Origin of the sequence: Paenibacillus sacheonensis (assembly GCF_009909195.1) — a bacterium.
In the GTDB taxonomy this organism is placed as follows: Bacteria; Bacillota; Bacilli; order Paenibacillales; family Paenibacillaceae; genus Paenibacillus_Z; species Paenibacillus_Z sacheonensis.
The window spans coordinates 123,618-136,481 of the sequence record NZ_JAAAMU010000017.1 but is presented as its reverse complement, the minus strand read 5'-3'; the positions used below and the strand labels follow the sequence as shown (position 1 = coordinate 136,481).

The window sequence follows — 12,864 nt, the reverse complement described above, 5'->3', positions numbered from 1 at the left end:
GGCAGCCTGGTCGGCCGCCGCCGCCGAGGCCGCCGAGGGCGAGCCGCGCCTGGCGCGGCGGCTCGACCAGCTCTCGGACGCGGAGCGCCTCGAGGGCGAAGCCGCCGCGCTAGCGGCTGGCATCGCGGACGTCGCGCAGCGGGCAGGCAGCGCGGCGGAACGGCAGCGCAGCTTCGGCGAGCAGGCGGCCAAGTCGCAGGAGATGCTGGGCCGCGCCACGGCCAAGCAGACGGCGCTGCGCGCGGAATTGAAGACCGTGGAACTGACGACCGCGGACCGGGAGAAGCGCGGCAGCTTGACGAAGCGGCTCCAGCAGTTCAGCGGGCTGGCGGCGCAGACGGAAGCGGCGCGCAAAGAGCGGGACGCCGGCGAAGCTCTGCGAGAGCAAGCCTGGCGGACGATGGAAGCCGCGAAGGCCGAGCACGGCCAGGCTGTCGCGGCCTTATCCGGGCAAGCTGAACGCCTGCTGCCGATGCAAGGCTTGCTCGCCCATATTGGAAGTAAGCTGCGCGCGATGCAAGCTTCGCTGCCCGGGTGGATGGAGCGCGTCCGCCAAGGACTGCGCGAGCAGCAGCGTTTGCAGCTGGCGGCGCAATTGGCTGCGGAGCTGAAGGATGGGGAGCCTTGTCCCGTCTGCGGCTCCAGCGAACGGCATATTAGCCATGCCGCGCCATCGGCGGCGAACGAAACGGCCGACGCGCTGCTGCAGGCATGGGAAACGTTGAGCGGGCGCTGCCAGCAGCTTCAGCTGGAGCTCTCTCCGCTGCAGGCCAAAGCGGAATCCGCCGTGGAGCGCGTGCTTGAATCGCTCCAAGCGGCTGGACGCGGCGAAGAGTCCGCCGGCGTGGCGGACTTGCAGTCGTTCCGACTGCCGGAAGCGGCAGCAGCCGCCGAAGCCGCGATTCCATCCGGCATCGCCAGCCGACTCGAAGCGCCGGATCCGGCGGATAGCGTCCTTCATCCTTCGGAGGTTCTTGAGCATGGCAAGCAAATGCTGGCCGCCCTGCGAGAGTTGACCGATCTGAACGGTCAACAGCTTGCCGCGGCGGATAAAGCGGCAGCGGCCGCAAGGGCGCGCTGCTCCGAAACGGCGCGCCGCCTGGAGCAAAGCACGGCGTCGTTATCGACGCAGCAGGCGCTGGCAGGCCGCGCGCAGGCGCAATTCGCCCAATGCCAAGCGGACTTGGACCATGAACGCGCCGTATGGGTGACGATGTTCGGTCCCGAGCTTCAGCCGGCTGCGGCGGAAGAGACGCTGCAGGAACTCGACCGGAGGGAAGCGGCCGCCGACGAGCTGCGCATCCGGTTGGACAAGAGCGTGGCATACATCGAAGAGACGACGCTCGCGCAGCAAGAAAGCAGCAGGCTGGCTCAGGAAGCGCAGCTGGAAGCCGTTCAACTGACGGCGACGCTCACCGCCCAGCGGCAGCAGCTGGCCGAGAAAGAACAGCAGGTCAATGCCGTGACTGGGGGGCAACCATCGGCCAAGCTTATTCAGGATGCCGAGCGGGAGCTGGCAGCTCTCCGTGACCGGAACACGCAGCTCGCGCGCAGCCATGAAGCGGCGCAGCAGGCGCTGCATCAGGCAGCCGAGCAGCGTACGGGCGCCTCGGAAGCGGAGCGCGCGGCGGCGGAGCGGAATCGGGAAGCGGCCGGCGAATGGGAAGCCGCGCTGGCGCGCTCGCCGTTCGCCGGCGCGGATGAAATCTCGGCTCTGGAGCCTCTGCTGCAGCAGCAGACTGCGATGGCAGATATCATCGCCCGGCATCGCGAGCAGGAACAGCAATTTGCCGCCCAGATTCGGCTGCTTCGCGACCAGCTCGGCGGCCGTACGTTGGCCGACGGGGAATGGGAGCATTCGGCCGCGGAAGTGGAACGGCTGAAAACAGAGAACGATCAACATCTACAGCTCGCCGCCAAAGCCGATCGGGACCTCGAATCGCTTCGAGGCAAGCAGGAGCGGTGGAACGCGCTGGAAGCCAAACGCCTGGGCATGGAACGGCTTACGGGACGATTGAAATCGCTCCAGACGGTATTCCGGGGCAACGCGTTCGTGGAGTATGTCGCCGAGGAGCAGCTCGTTCAAGTATGCAGAGCCGCGTCTGAGCGGCTCGGTTTCCTGACCAAGCGTCGTTATGCGCTCGAGGTCGACTCGGCGGGCGGCTTCGTGATCCGCGACGATGCCGGAGGCGGCATTCGCCGCCCGGTCTCGACGCTCTCCGGCGGGGAGACCTTCCTGGCCTCCCTGGCGCTTGCGCTGGCGCTCTCCAGCCAGATTCAGCTTCGCGGCAAATATCCGCTGCAGTTCTTCTTCTTGGACGAAGGCTTCGGCACGCTCGACCCCGAGCTTCTGGATACGGTCATCACCGCGCTCGAGAAGCTGCATCACGAGACGCTCGCGGTCGGCGTCATCAGCCACGTGCCGGAGCTTCGCGCTAGACTCCCGCGCAGGCTGATCGTCACGCCGTCGGAGCCGTTCGGAAAAGGAAGCTCCGTCGAACTCGAGACGATGTGACGGATCTGTTAACGTTGCCTGCCCCCGGTTGCTTTCTGAACGGGAAACCGCTAACGTAGGGGAGAGAATGCCGATGGGACGGGCTCTTAGCCCGCTCATGGCGGAACAATCTATGTAGGGGGCAGCTTTGTGGAAGAGCCGCGCACGAAACGGCCGATATTCACGCCGGTCGTACTTCTGTTGCTGACATTCAGTTTGATCGGCAACGTGTTTTTATACACCAGAAACCTTCAGAACGCGCAAACGGACCGCGTGGACCAAGGAACGGAGATTCTGCAGTCCGCCCAAACCGCGAAAGCCTTCCTGGCCGAAGCGGAGAAGCAGGCCGCGGCCATGGCAGGCGCAGCGGACGCTGCCGGCCGCATGGCAGCCAAGAGCAGCCTGCTTGCGTCTTATCGGAATGCGTCTTCCGTGACGGAATTCATCCGGGAGGCCGAGGACGTGAACGGCAAACCGTTTCCGGCAGCCAAGCGCAGCGCAGCCGATTTCATGGACCAGACGCTGGCGTCGCTGCAGGCGATCGGCAATCATGAAGGGCCGCTGACCGACGGAGAGAAAGCGTATCTGGCTAGCTTGGTTCAGATCTATCAAGCTTGCCAGAAGGAAATGTCGGCTTTCCAGCAGGACGCGATCAACCAGGAGCAGGCGCTCATCATTCTGGTCAACAAGGACTGGCAGCCGATCGCGGGCAAGCTGCTCGAGCAGATGAACGCATCGGCCGACTTGAGCTTTAAAGGCTGATTCGAACGGACTCCGCGAATATCGCAATCATCATTCGGCACATAACAAAGAACGGCCGCGTTATCCTTCGAGGGATGCGCGGCCGTTCTTTGTTGATTGTTTCTTTGAAAATTGTTCCTTTGTTTGAATATTTCTACGTTAATGGTTCCTTTGTTAAATTACCGAGCTAACTTAACTGCGGAATCTTCATACCCGGGCTAATTCCTTCGCCAGCAGCTCCGCGGCAAGCCGTCCGCTCGAGAATGCGCGCTCGGCCAGCTCGCCTTTGCCCTCGCAGCCGTCGCCGCAGAAGTAGAACGGCATGTTTTCGATGCGGATCGGGAGCAGCTTGTTGCCGGCAACGTTCTTGACGCTCTGCACCATGGCCTTCTTGGACACGCGCTTGACGGCAACGGCGTCGCGCCATCCGGGATAATGCCGGTCGAAGAGGGCTTCCATCTGCTGGGTCCGCTCTTCAAGATAAGCTTTCCGGTCACCCTGGCCGCTAGCGTTCTCGTCGCTGAGATATGCGATGCCCTGGAGCAGCTGTCCGCCTTCCGGTACGAGCGTATGGTCCGTCGCGGATACGTCGGAGATAAACATTTTATGATTCATGTCGCTGATGTAGCTGAACGGCCTGGCAACGACATGGCTGAGACCGACGTCATACACCATGACCTCCGTCGCGGAGTTATGCTCGTATGGCTCTAGAAAAGGCTCCCATGGCGTGCCTCGAAGCAGCTTGACGACCTGTTGAACGGGCATGGCGAACACGACGCGGTCGAACGCTTCTTCACGGGCTTTCGTTTTCAATACGTATTTGCCGTGATCGTACTGTATGCCGTCGACCCCTTCCTGCATGGCGATCGACCAGCGCTCCGCCAACTGAATTTTGTCGCGAAGCTGATCGGTAATGACGGCCCAGCTGCCCAGCACGTAATTGACGGGGCGGCTCGAGAGGAACAGGTTATGATAGTATTCGCTGATGACGGAGCCCGGCACGCGGCGCGCATCCTCGGGCGTGATGAAGAAATTGCTGCATACGAGATGCTCCCACAGCTCCTTGACGTCCTCGGCCGCGCCGGATTCCGCCAAGTAGTCGCCAAGCGTTGCGTAATGCTTGATTTGATGAATATTCGCGATGATGGCTGTAATCTCCCCGACGAACCTTATCTTCTGCATGCCGGACAAGATATCCGTCTTCACCAAATTCCTGAAATCGAGCGGAGCCGGCGTGAGATGCTCGCCTTTCTCGTACATTACCTTGCGTTTGTCGACCTGCTTGCTGCCGAAGCGCAGATGCAGCTCTCGCTCCATGACGGACAGCGTATGGCGGTCCAGCCCGTAAATCGCATGGGCGCCGTAATTGAGCGTGAAGCCGGCCTTCTCGTACGTGAATGCCCGCCCGCCGAGCTGAGGGCTCCTCTCGAACAACACCCCTTCGGTATTCGGCTGCTCCGATAAGTAAGCGGCTGCAGTCAGCCCGGCAAGTCCGCCTCCGATAATCGCCACTTTCATAGTCGATCTACTCCTCCTGATTTTGACGGCCTCCCGGGCCTGTCCGCGCGCAGTGATTGACGAGCAGCTCGTCCTTTCCTCCCCAAGCGCCGCGCTTCGCTGGGATCTGTAACCCATTATACGTCCGGCGATTTGGCCAATCCATCTCATTTTAGACTGATAGTCCTATCGTTCCGGCATCGATTCCCCAGTGGTAAACGCCCATTTTACGCGCTCGCAGGCGCCGTTTGCCCACGGGCGAATATCATGGTAGGAGAATAAAGGAGGTCATGTTGAGCATGGAGAAGAAGGTGTCCACTTCCCCTGTCGGCGGCAAAGCGTCAACAGGGACGGCCGTACTCCCATCGGGCAAAAAGTCCACGGGCACGGTTGTCTCCCCGCCGTCCAAAACGCCTACGGGACCCGTCCCGGGCAAGCCGGCAGCGAAGCCGATCGAAAAGCCGGATATGAAAAAATGGTGTCACGACCATATGCATCGATACGTGCTCGTCCAAACGCACGACGGCTGGTGCTGCGACGGATTCGTCGAGCATATCGACGACGAGGTCCTCTGCATCGCGGTGCCGCACTGCGGAGGAATGGATCGGGCGTTTTTTCCAAGTCCGTTCTACCCGTATCCCTACTTCCCGCGCCGCCGTTTCTACCGGCAGGTGTTTCCGCTTGGCGCATTGCTGGGCTTATCGCTTCTGCCTTTCTATTGAGAGCCAGCAGCCAACTTCGCGCTGCGCGGATATGAACCAGCGTGCCTTGGCGGACGCTGGTTCGAGGCATTGGACTTGCTGCCTTCTTTTCGTTATGATGGGAAATAGAAGGTTACGTCCCGAGGGAAGGAGTAAGTAACATGGATTGTATTTTTTGTAAAATCATCGAAGGCAGCATTCCCTCGAAGAAAGTATTCGAGAACGAGCGTATCGTAGCGTTCCACGACATTCAGCCTGCGGCGCCCGTACATATTCTTGTTATTCCGAAGAAACATATCCCGACCATGAACGACGTGACGGCCGAAGACGATGCGCTTATCGCGGAATTATTCGCCGTCGCCCGCCAGATCGCGCAAGAGCAGGGCATTGCCGAATCCGGTTATCGCCTTGTCAATAACGTCGGCAGCGAAGGTGGACAAGTCGTCTATCATTTGCATCTTCACGTGCTCGGCGGGGCCAAATTAAAGGGCTTAAACTAACGCGCAAAAAATAGCATGTCCAATCAAGTTGACACTGCCTTTCTTTATCCACTATAATTAAATTTGATGAACCGTGTTAACTTTCTTGGACGGTCTGATTCGGAGGGAGGGAAAACTGGTGTCTGAAACAAAAGTTCGCAAAAACGAGACGATCGATGCTGCACTCCGCCGCTTCAAACGTACCATCGCAAAGGATGGCGTATTGGCCGAGGTGAAGAAACGCAAGCATTATGAGAAGCCTAGCGTGAAGCGTAAGTTGAAGTCCGAGGCTGCGCGCAAGAGAAAGTTTTAGGAGGATCCTTCCACAATGAACCTTAGCGAACGATTGAACGACGATATGAAGCAAGCGATGAAGAGCCAAGAGAAGTTCAAGCTCACCACGATTCGGATGATTCGTTCATCCATCAAGAATCAGGAGATTGATCTGAAACGGCCGCTCGAAGACGCTGAAGTGCTTGATATTTTAAGTCGTGAGATCAAACAACGTAAAGATTCCCTCCAAGAATTTGACAAAGCCGGCCGCGATGATCTTGCGAAAGATGTCGCAGCAGAAATTGAAATTATTAGTGTATACCTGCCTCAGCAGCTGACCGAAGAAGAGATCAAGTTGATTGTTCAGCAGACCATCCAGGAGACCGGTGCTTCTTCGAAAGCCGAGATGGGGAAAGTCATGAGCGCACTTTTGCCTAAAACAAAAGGGCGTGCTGATGGTAAACTAGTAAACACATTTGTGCAGCAATTTCTGCAATAACATAGGCTGACAGCCAAACACTCCTCCACGTGGGGAGTGTTTTTTCGTTTCTCCCGTAACTGGCGACTATTGACATTTCGTCTCCGGCTGGAGGACAATTAGAGCTAACCTACTGAAACGAGGCATCTAAGCACATGTTACGTAATTGGAAAGAGATCCTGCTGCTGGCCATACCATCCTTGGTTTCCTTTGCAAGCGCTACCGTGGTCGGGACGATTAATCTCATCATCGTCGGTCAGCTCGGCTCGCTCATCATCGCGATCGTCGGCGTCTCCAACATCATCATGTACAATGCGTTCGCGCTGTTTTCCGGTATCGGCCATACGGTCAATTATCTCGTTGCGCAGAATCACGGCGCAGGCGATATGAAGCGGGGGATACAACGGACCTATATCGCCATGTATATGTGTTTGGCGTTCGCATTGTTAATTGCATTCGTCGGATTCGTCGGCGCGGATGACGTGCTGCGGTGGACGGGCGGCTCGGCGGAGCTCGTGCGAACAGGCAGCTTCTATCTGGAACTGCGGTTCTATGCCATGTCCTTCGGGATCATTAATTTTGCATTTCATGGTTTTCTCCGCGGCATCGGTGCAACCAAGATGTCCATGGTCGTATCCTTGATGGCGAACGTTCCGATTCTGATCCTCACGTACGCGATGACCTATGGCAAGCTCGGACTGCCTGAACTTGGGTTAAAGGGTGCCGGGATCGCCATACTAATCGGAGAAAGCGCCCAGACGCTCATTTGCGCATTCATCTTCTTCGTTATGCTGAACAAGAAGTTCCAGACGCGCAAATACTTGACGCTGACCTTCAAATGGGTGGAAATGAAGCTGATCATGCTGGAGAGCGGCAAGCTGGGCATGCAGGAGTTTTCGCTCAGCCTTTCGATGTACATATTTACCGCGTTCGTAGCGCGGCTCGGCGATCAGGCGCTGGCAGCCAACGAGGTGGCGCTGAGCATCATGTCCTTCGGGTTTATGCCTGCGTTCGCCTTCGGCTCCACGGCAACCATTCTCGTCGGCCAGTTCGTGGGCAAAGGCACGCCGCTTCTCGGAAGGAGGGTCGGCACGGATACGGCCATCCTCGGCTCCATCTTTCTCATCGTGCTCGGGACCGTCGAGTTTATATTCGCGGATCAAATCACGCATATGTATACCGATGATTCGGAAGTGTACGTGCTGGCCGCCTATCTCATTAAAGTGTCCGCCTACTTGCAAATATTTGACGGGCTGCTTAATTTCTACGCCGGCGGATTACGCGGAATCGGTGATACGACGTTCCTGCTTCGCATATCGTTTGTCGTCAGCTGGTTTCTCTTCGTCCCGCTCGCGTATGTGTTTATTTTCGTCTTCCATTGGGGAAGCATGGGGGCCTGGCTGGCGCTCTATTCGTTCTTGATGGTCTTCGGTCTCGCCATCATGATCCGGTTTTACCGGACGGACTGGACGGCGGTGCGGCTGAAAGAGGCATCGCACGGCTAATTGGAACGTTTTCATGCTTCGGCCGTACAAGAGGATTAGGCAATGTCGTACGTTCAAATGCGAAGGAGGGACATCTGTGCGGCAATTCGGTCGGCGCAAAATCAATTGGCTGCTGCCCGTCATGGTTCTGCTCGGTCTCGTTCTCTCGGGCATATCTGCATCGGCGGCCGAAGGCGGAGGAACATCGTCGTCCGCGGGTGCAACCGTATATGTCGTCGAGGCGGACAGATCGGTGGATTCGGGGCTGTATCATTACTTGAAACGGGCCTATGAAGAAGCGGAGGAAGCCAAAGCAAATCGCGTGCTGCTGGTCTTGAACACGCTCGGCGGAACGGTCAGCAGCGCGCTCGATATCGGCGAGCTTATCCGCGAAAGCAAGGTTCCGACCACGGTGTACGTGCAAGGGAAAGCCGTATCCGCGGGAACGTACATTTCCCTGAACGCGCAGCAGATCGTCATGCAGCCGGGAAGCACGATCGGCGCAGCCGCCGTCGTGGACGGAAGCGGCACGCTCATCGATAACCCGAAGACGATCTCCGTCTGGACGGAAGAGATGAAGTCCGCCGCGCTGCTGAACGAGCGCGATCCCAATATCGCGGCGGCCATGGTGAACACATCGCTCGTCGTCGAGCTGAAGGAACTCGGGCGCACGAAAGAGAAGGGCGATATTCTATCGCTGTCCGCGCAGGATGCGGTCAAAGTCGGTTATGCGGAATATACGGCCGCAACGCTGAAAGAGGCGCTGAATGGCCTGCGTCTCGATCAACCGAACGTCGTTACGTATGAGCCAAGCGTCATGGAGAAGATCGGCGAATTCCTGACGCACCCCGCGGTAATGACGATCCTGATGATCATCGGCATTGCCGGCATCGCCATTGAATTCATGGTTCCGGGCTTCGGCGCGCCGGGCATTATCGGCATGCTGGCATTCATCCTTTATTTCTTCGGCCATTACGTTTCCGGGTTCGCCGGATTCGAAGACGTCGCGCTGTTCATCATCGGATTGCTGCTGCTGCTCTCGGAGTTTTTTATCCCGAGCTTCGGCATACTGGGCATTCTGGGAGCGGCCTCGTTAGTTTCGGGTGTCCTGCTCGCGGCTCCGAATCCGAAGTCGGCCGTACTCTCGCTTGCCGCGGCAGTCGTGATCGCCGCCGTCATCGTCATCATCGTCGCGAAACGATTCGCGCACAAAGGAGTATGGCATAAATTCATTCTCCGCGACCAGCTCACCAATGAGCAGGGCTACCGTTCTTCGATGAACAAATCCGATTATTTCGGCCAGCGCGGGATTGCGATTACGCCGCTCAGGCCGGCAGGCACGATCCGAATCGGAGAGGCGCGCGTCGACGTCGTCACCTTGGGCGAATTCGTTCAGCCGAATGCGGAAGTCGTCGTCATTCAAGTAGAAGGCACGCGCGTCGTTGTCAGGCAGCTTCACGAAAACGAATAATTTGGAGGGGTTCATTTGACGCTAGATCCGACAGTAACCGTAATTATCATCGCCGTTTTGGCTATAATCGCCATTTCCGTATTTCTTAGCTTCTTCCCGATCATGCTTTGGATTTCCGCGCTGGCATCCGGCGTGCGCGTCGGCATCATTACGCTCGTAGCCATGCGGCTGCGCCGCGTCGTGCCCAGCCGGATCGTCAATCCGCTCATCAAGGCCACCAAGGCCGGTCTAGGCTTAACGATCAATCAGCTGGAAAGCCATTTTCTCGCCGGAGGCAACGTCGACCGCGTCGTCAACTCCTTGATCGCGGCGCAGCGCGCCAATATCGAGCTTGAATTCGAGCGTGCCGCGGCGATCGACCTTGCCGGACGCGACGTGCTTCAAGCGGTCCAAATGAGCGTTAATCCGCGCGTCATCGAGACGCCGATCGTCGCCGCGGTTGCCAAGAACGGTATCGAAGTGAAGGTAAAAGCGCGGGTAACCGTCCGCGCGAACATCGACAGGCTTGTCGGCGGCGCCGGCGAGGAAACGATCATTGCCCGTGTCGGGGAAGGGATCGTCACGACGGTCGGTTCTTCGGAATCGCATAAGGACGTCCTTGAAAATCCGGATCTGATCTCCCGTACCGTCTTAGGCAAAGGGCTGGATGCAGGAACGGCGTTCGAAATTCTGTCCATCGATATCGCCGACGTCGACGTAGGCAAAAACATCGGCGCGCATCTGCAAACCGAGCAAGCCGAGGCCGACAAACGCATCGCGCAAGCAAAAGCGGAAGAACGCCGCGCGATGGCTGTCGCGCATGAACAAGAGATGAAAGCACGCGTCGTCGAGATGCGCGCGCTCGTCGTGGAAGCCGAGTCCCAAGTGCCGCTTGCGATGGCGGATGCGCTGAAGCAAGGCAAGTTGGGCGTACTGGATTACATGAACTTCAAGAACATTGAAGCGGATACGAGCATGCGTAATTCCATCGGCAAAGGCGACGGGCCCGAGAAGGAAGAACGGTAATGACCGCAAGCCATAGGCGTGTCGATGGTTCGCTGGAGGTGAACGAATGCAAGAGCTTCTGAAGCTGCTGTTTTCCAATTTCTACGTCGTGATCATCATCGTCGGTTTTCTGCTGACCATGCTGAACAAATCCCGCGGCAAGCAAAATCCGGGCGGGAACCGGATGCCGCCTTTCGGCGGGGGGGCGGGCGGACGACCGACGGCAGCCCAACCTCAGCCCGAGCGGCCGCAGCAGCCTGAGCGTCCGCGTCCGGTCCTTGCGCAGGCCGAGCGGCGTCCCGCGGAGCAGCGGAGGCAGACATCCGAACAAGGCCGTCCAACCGGCGGCATGTTGAATACGTTGAAGGCGCAGCCTTCGGGCGAAGGCATCAGCATGGAGCATCCCGAGGATTTGGGACCTGCCCTGTACGATTGGTCCATAGACGAGAAGAAGGCTCCCGTTTCGCCGCCTAAACCGGCCGGCAGCGCCATGCCGGCTGCTTCGAAGAGACAGGCGCCGCAAGGCGCTTCCTTCCATATGCCGAAAGGCAAAGAATTGCGGCAGGCTTTCATCTTGTCCGAGATCCTGGGACCGCCGAGATCCAAGAAGCCGTTACAGCGCAAATAAACGCGCGTATTATCGCAAGCATTCGCTCCTTTGGGGCGGATGCTTTTTTTATTTTCGCTTCGTTCCTCGAGCCGTGCAGCGTTTCTCATATTTCCTGCCGCTCCCGCATAGTTTGGTACAGTACGGGAAGGGGGCCTCTGATTGGATGCGCCGCATTAACCGCAAACTTCGAAAAATGGCTGCCGATTTGCTGGACCTGCCGCAGGACGTCGTTATGGATCTTCCGAGGCTCACGATGATCGGCGACCGGCAGTTGTATATTGAAAACCATCGCGGCGTCCTTCATTTCTCGAGCGAGAAGCTTCGGCTTGCGCTGAGCAAAGGAGAGCTCGAAGTGACCGGCAGCGATCTGATCATCCGAACGATCTGGACGGAAGAAGTATTCATAGAGGGCTTAATCAAGCATATCGAGGTGCGAGAATAAGGGGGCATAGAGAAATGGATGCGACATGGATGCACTGGCTGCGGGGTTTCGTTACGATTACCGTTCGCGGCCAGGCGATGGAAAGGCTCGTCAACGAAGCGCTCGCGGATGGACTGCAGCTGTGGTCCATTCGCCGCACGAAAGAGGACGGGCTGCAGTGCCAAGTCGTCGTGAACGATTTTTTCCGGCTTCGTCCGATCTTGAAACGGACAGGCTGCCGCGTGCACGTACAGACGCGTACAGGCCTGCCGTTCTGGATGCAGCGCATGCGGAAACGTGTTTTTTTTGCGGCCGGGCTCGTCCTGTTCTTCATCGGCATGTATTTGTTATCTTCGCTCATCTGGTCGATCGACGTGAAGGGCAACGACAAGCTGTCGGAGGAACAGATTCTGCAGGCGGCCAAGTCGGAGGGGCTCTATCCGTTTCAATGGTCGTTCCGCTTGGAGGATACGTCCGTGCTGTCTCGGCATCTCGCGCAGAAGCTGCCCGGAACGGCGTGGGTCGGCGTCGAGAAACGCGGCACGCATATTACGATCCAGGTCGTGGAATCCAAGACGCCGGACGCGAAGACGCCGCTTAGTCCGCGCCATCTGGTCGCTTCGACGGACGCGGTCGTCACGAAGGTCATGGCGGAGTCCGGACGGCCCGTCGTGAAGCCACATACGAAGGTGAAGCAGGGGGATGTCTTGATCTCGGGCTTGTTGGGCGACGAGACGAACGGCAAGGCTGTCGTGGCTAAGGGCGAGGTAAAAGGAATCGTATGGCATGAATATGACATCGTCTCACCGCTCACGAGGACGTCGAAAGTATATACCGGCAACAAGAAGATCATCTGGTACGGAGTGGCAGGCGGGAGAGCCCTCCAGGTGAGCGGCTACGGCAAGATTCCTTATGCCATGTACGAGCGCGTGGTGGAGGAGGAGAAGGCCGCCTGGCGCACGCTGAAGCTGCCTTTCGGACGGATGAAGGAGACCATCATGGAAGTGAAAATGCAGCAGCAAACGATCAGCGCAGAAGAAGCCAAAGCCGAGGGCATCCAACACGCGCGGGCGGATCTGCTTGCCAAGGTCGGCCCCGATGCGCAGATCGTCGCGGAAAACATTTTGCATCAAAAGACGGACAATGGTAAAGTTTATATGAAAGTGTTTTTTGAAGTGGATCAGTCGATCGTGAAAGAGAGACCGTTAGTTCAGATGCAAGGGGACTGAGT

General features: G+C 58.1%; 13 protein-coding genes. 12 read left to right on the top strand and 1 reads right to left on the bottom strand.

The window, feature by feature from the left end; translation table 11 throughout:
- Both GT003_RS25185 and GT003_RS25180 read left to right on the top strand, forming a co-directional pair.
- The coding region (locus GT003_RS25185) for an SbcC/MukB-like Walker B domain-containing protein (protein ID WP_161703151.1) at positions 1–2,515 on the top strand (2,515 nt) is incomplete at its 5' end.
- A gap of 129 nt (positions 2,516–2,644) precedes the next feature.
- The gene (locus GT003_RS25180; protein ID WP_161703149.1) at positions 2,645–3,256 is read left to right on the top strand and encodes a hypothetical protein; all 612 of its coding nucleotides are present in this window, start codon (positions 2,645–2,647) and stop codon (positions 3,254–3,256) included.
- Positions 3,257–3,442: 186 nt separating this feature from the next.
- On the opposite strand, the gene GT003_RS25175 is transcribed toward GT003_RS25180, so the two are convergent.
- A complete protein-coding gene (locus GT003_RS25175; RefSeq protein WP_161703147.1) occupies positions 3,443–4,753 on the bottom strand; it encodes an FAD-dependent oxidoreductase in 1,311 nt (436 codons plus the stop codon).
- Positions 4,754–5,031: 278 nt separating this feature from the next.
- On the opposite strand from GT003_RS25175, the gene GT003_RS32660 reads away from it, so the two are divergent.
- The 10 genes from GT003_RS32660 to yqfD all read left to right on the top strand — a co-directional run bounded on the left by GT003_RS32660 (position 5,032) and on the right by yqfD (position 12,862).
- Entirely contained in the window at positions 5,032–5,454 is a 423-nt protein-coding gene (locus GT003_RS32660; protein ID WP_239565814.1) for a hypothetical protein, read from the top strand.
- 140 nt (positions 5,455–5,594) lie between these two features.
- Positions 5,595–5,933, top strand: coding sequence for a histidine triad nucleotide-binding protein (locus tag GT003_RS25165; protein WP_161703134.1), 339 nt, complete (start codon positions 5,595–5,597; stop codon positions 5,931–5,933).
- Positions 5,934–6,051: 118 nt separating this feature from the next.
- Positions 6,052–6,225, top strand: a complete 174-nt coding sequence (gene rpsU / locus GT003_RS25160; RefSeq protein ID WP_090573672.1) for a 30S ribosomal protein S21 — start codon at positions 6,052–6,054, stop codon at positions 6,223–6,225.
- Positions 6,226–6,240: 15 nt separating this feature from the next.
- A complete protein-coding gene (locus tag GT003_RS25155; RefSeq protein WP_161703132.1) occupies positions 6,241–6,684 on the top strand; it encodes a GatB/YqeY domain-containing protein in 444 nt (147 codons plus the stop codon).
- 134 nt (positions 6,685–6,818) lie between these two features.
- On the top strand, positions 6,819–8,168 hold the full coding sequence (locus GT003_RS25150) for an MATE family efflux transporter (protein WP_161703130.1): 1,350 nt from the start codon (positions 6,819–6,821) through the stop codon (positions 8,166–8,168).
- 76 nt (positions 8,169–8,244) lie between these two features.
- Entirely contained in the window at positions 8,245–9,618 is a 1,374-nt protein-coding gene (locus GT003_RS25145; RefSeq protein ID WP_338045923.1) for an NfeD family protein, read from the top strand.
- Between the two features lie 15 nt (positions 9,619–9,633).
- Positions 9,634–10,623, top strand: coding sequence for a flotillin-like protein FloA (gene floA, locus GT003_RS25140; RefSeq protein ID WP_161703126.1), 990 nt, complete (start codon positions 9,634–9,636; stop codon positions 10,621–10,623).
- Between the two features lie 46 nt (positions 10,624–10,669).
- On the top strand, positions 10,670–11,230 hold the full coding sequence (locus tag GT003_RS25135) for a hypothetical protein (protein ID WP_161703124.1): 561 nt from the start codon (positions 10,670–10,672) through the stop codon (positions 11,228–11,230).
- Between the two features lie 145 nt (positions 11,231–11,375).
- A complete protein-coding gene (gene yqfC, locus GT003_RS25130) occupies positions 11,376–11,654 on the top strand; it encodes a sporulation protein YqfC (RefSeq protein ID WP_161703122.1) in 279 nt (92 codons plus the stop codon).
- A gap of 14 nt (positions 11,655–11,668) precedes the next feature.
- The gene (yqfD, locus tag GT003_RS25125) at positions 11,669–12,862 is read left to right on the top strand and encodes a sporulation protein YqfD (protein ID WP_161703120.1); all 1,194 of its coding nucleotides are present in this window, start codon (positions 11,669–11,671) and stop codon (positions 12,860–12,862) included.
- The last annotated feature ends 2 nt before the right edge of the window (positions 12,863–12,864 follow it).

What these genes read in the sequence shown, in the direction of transcription:
- GT003_RS25135 (WP_161703124.1), top strand. Translation starts at nt 10,670, where the DNA reads ATGCAAGAGCTTCTGAAGCTGCTGTTTTCCAATTTCTACGTCGTGATC.
- GT003_RS32660 (WP_239565814.1), top strand. Translation starts at nt 5,032, where the DNA reads ATGGAGAAGAAGGTGTCCACTTCCCCTGTCGGCGGCAAAGCGTCAACA.
- yqfD (WP_161703120.1), top strand. Translation starts at nt 11,669, where the DNA reads ATGGATGCGACATGGATGCACTGGCTGCGGGGTTTCGTTACGATTACC.
- GT003_RS25175 (WP_161703147.1), bottom strand. Translation starts at nt 4,753, where the DNA reads ATGAAAGTGGCGATTATCGGAGGCGGACTTGCCGGGCTGACTGCAGCC.
- GT003_RS25165 (WP_161703134.1), top strand. Translation starts at nt 5,595, where the DNA reads ATGGATTGTATTTTTTGTAAAATCATCGAAGGCAGCATTCCCTCGAAG.
- yqfC (WP_161703122.1), top strand. Translation starts at nt 11,376, where the DNA reads ATGCGCCGCATTAACCGCAAACTTCGAAAAATGGCTGCCGATTTGCTG.
- GT003_RS25150 (WP_161703130.1), top strand. Translation starts at nt 6,819, where the DNA reads ATGTTACGTAATTGGAAAGAGATCCTGCTGCTGGCCATACCATCCTTG.
- GT003_RS25155 (WP_161703132.1), top strand. Translation starts at nt 6,241, where the DNA reads ATGAACCTTAGCGAACGATTGAACGACGATATGAAGCAAGCGATGAAG.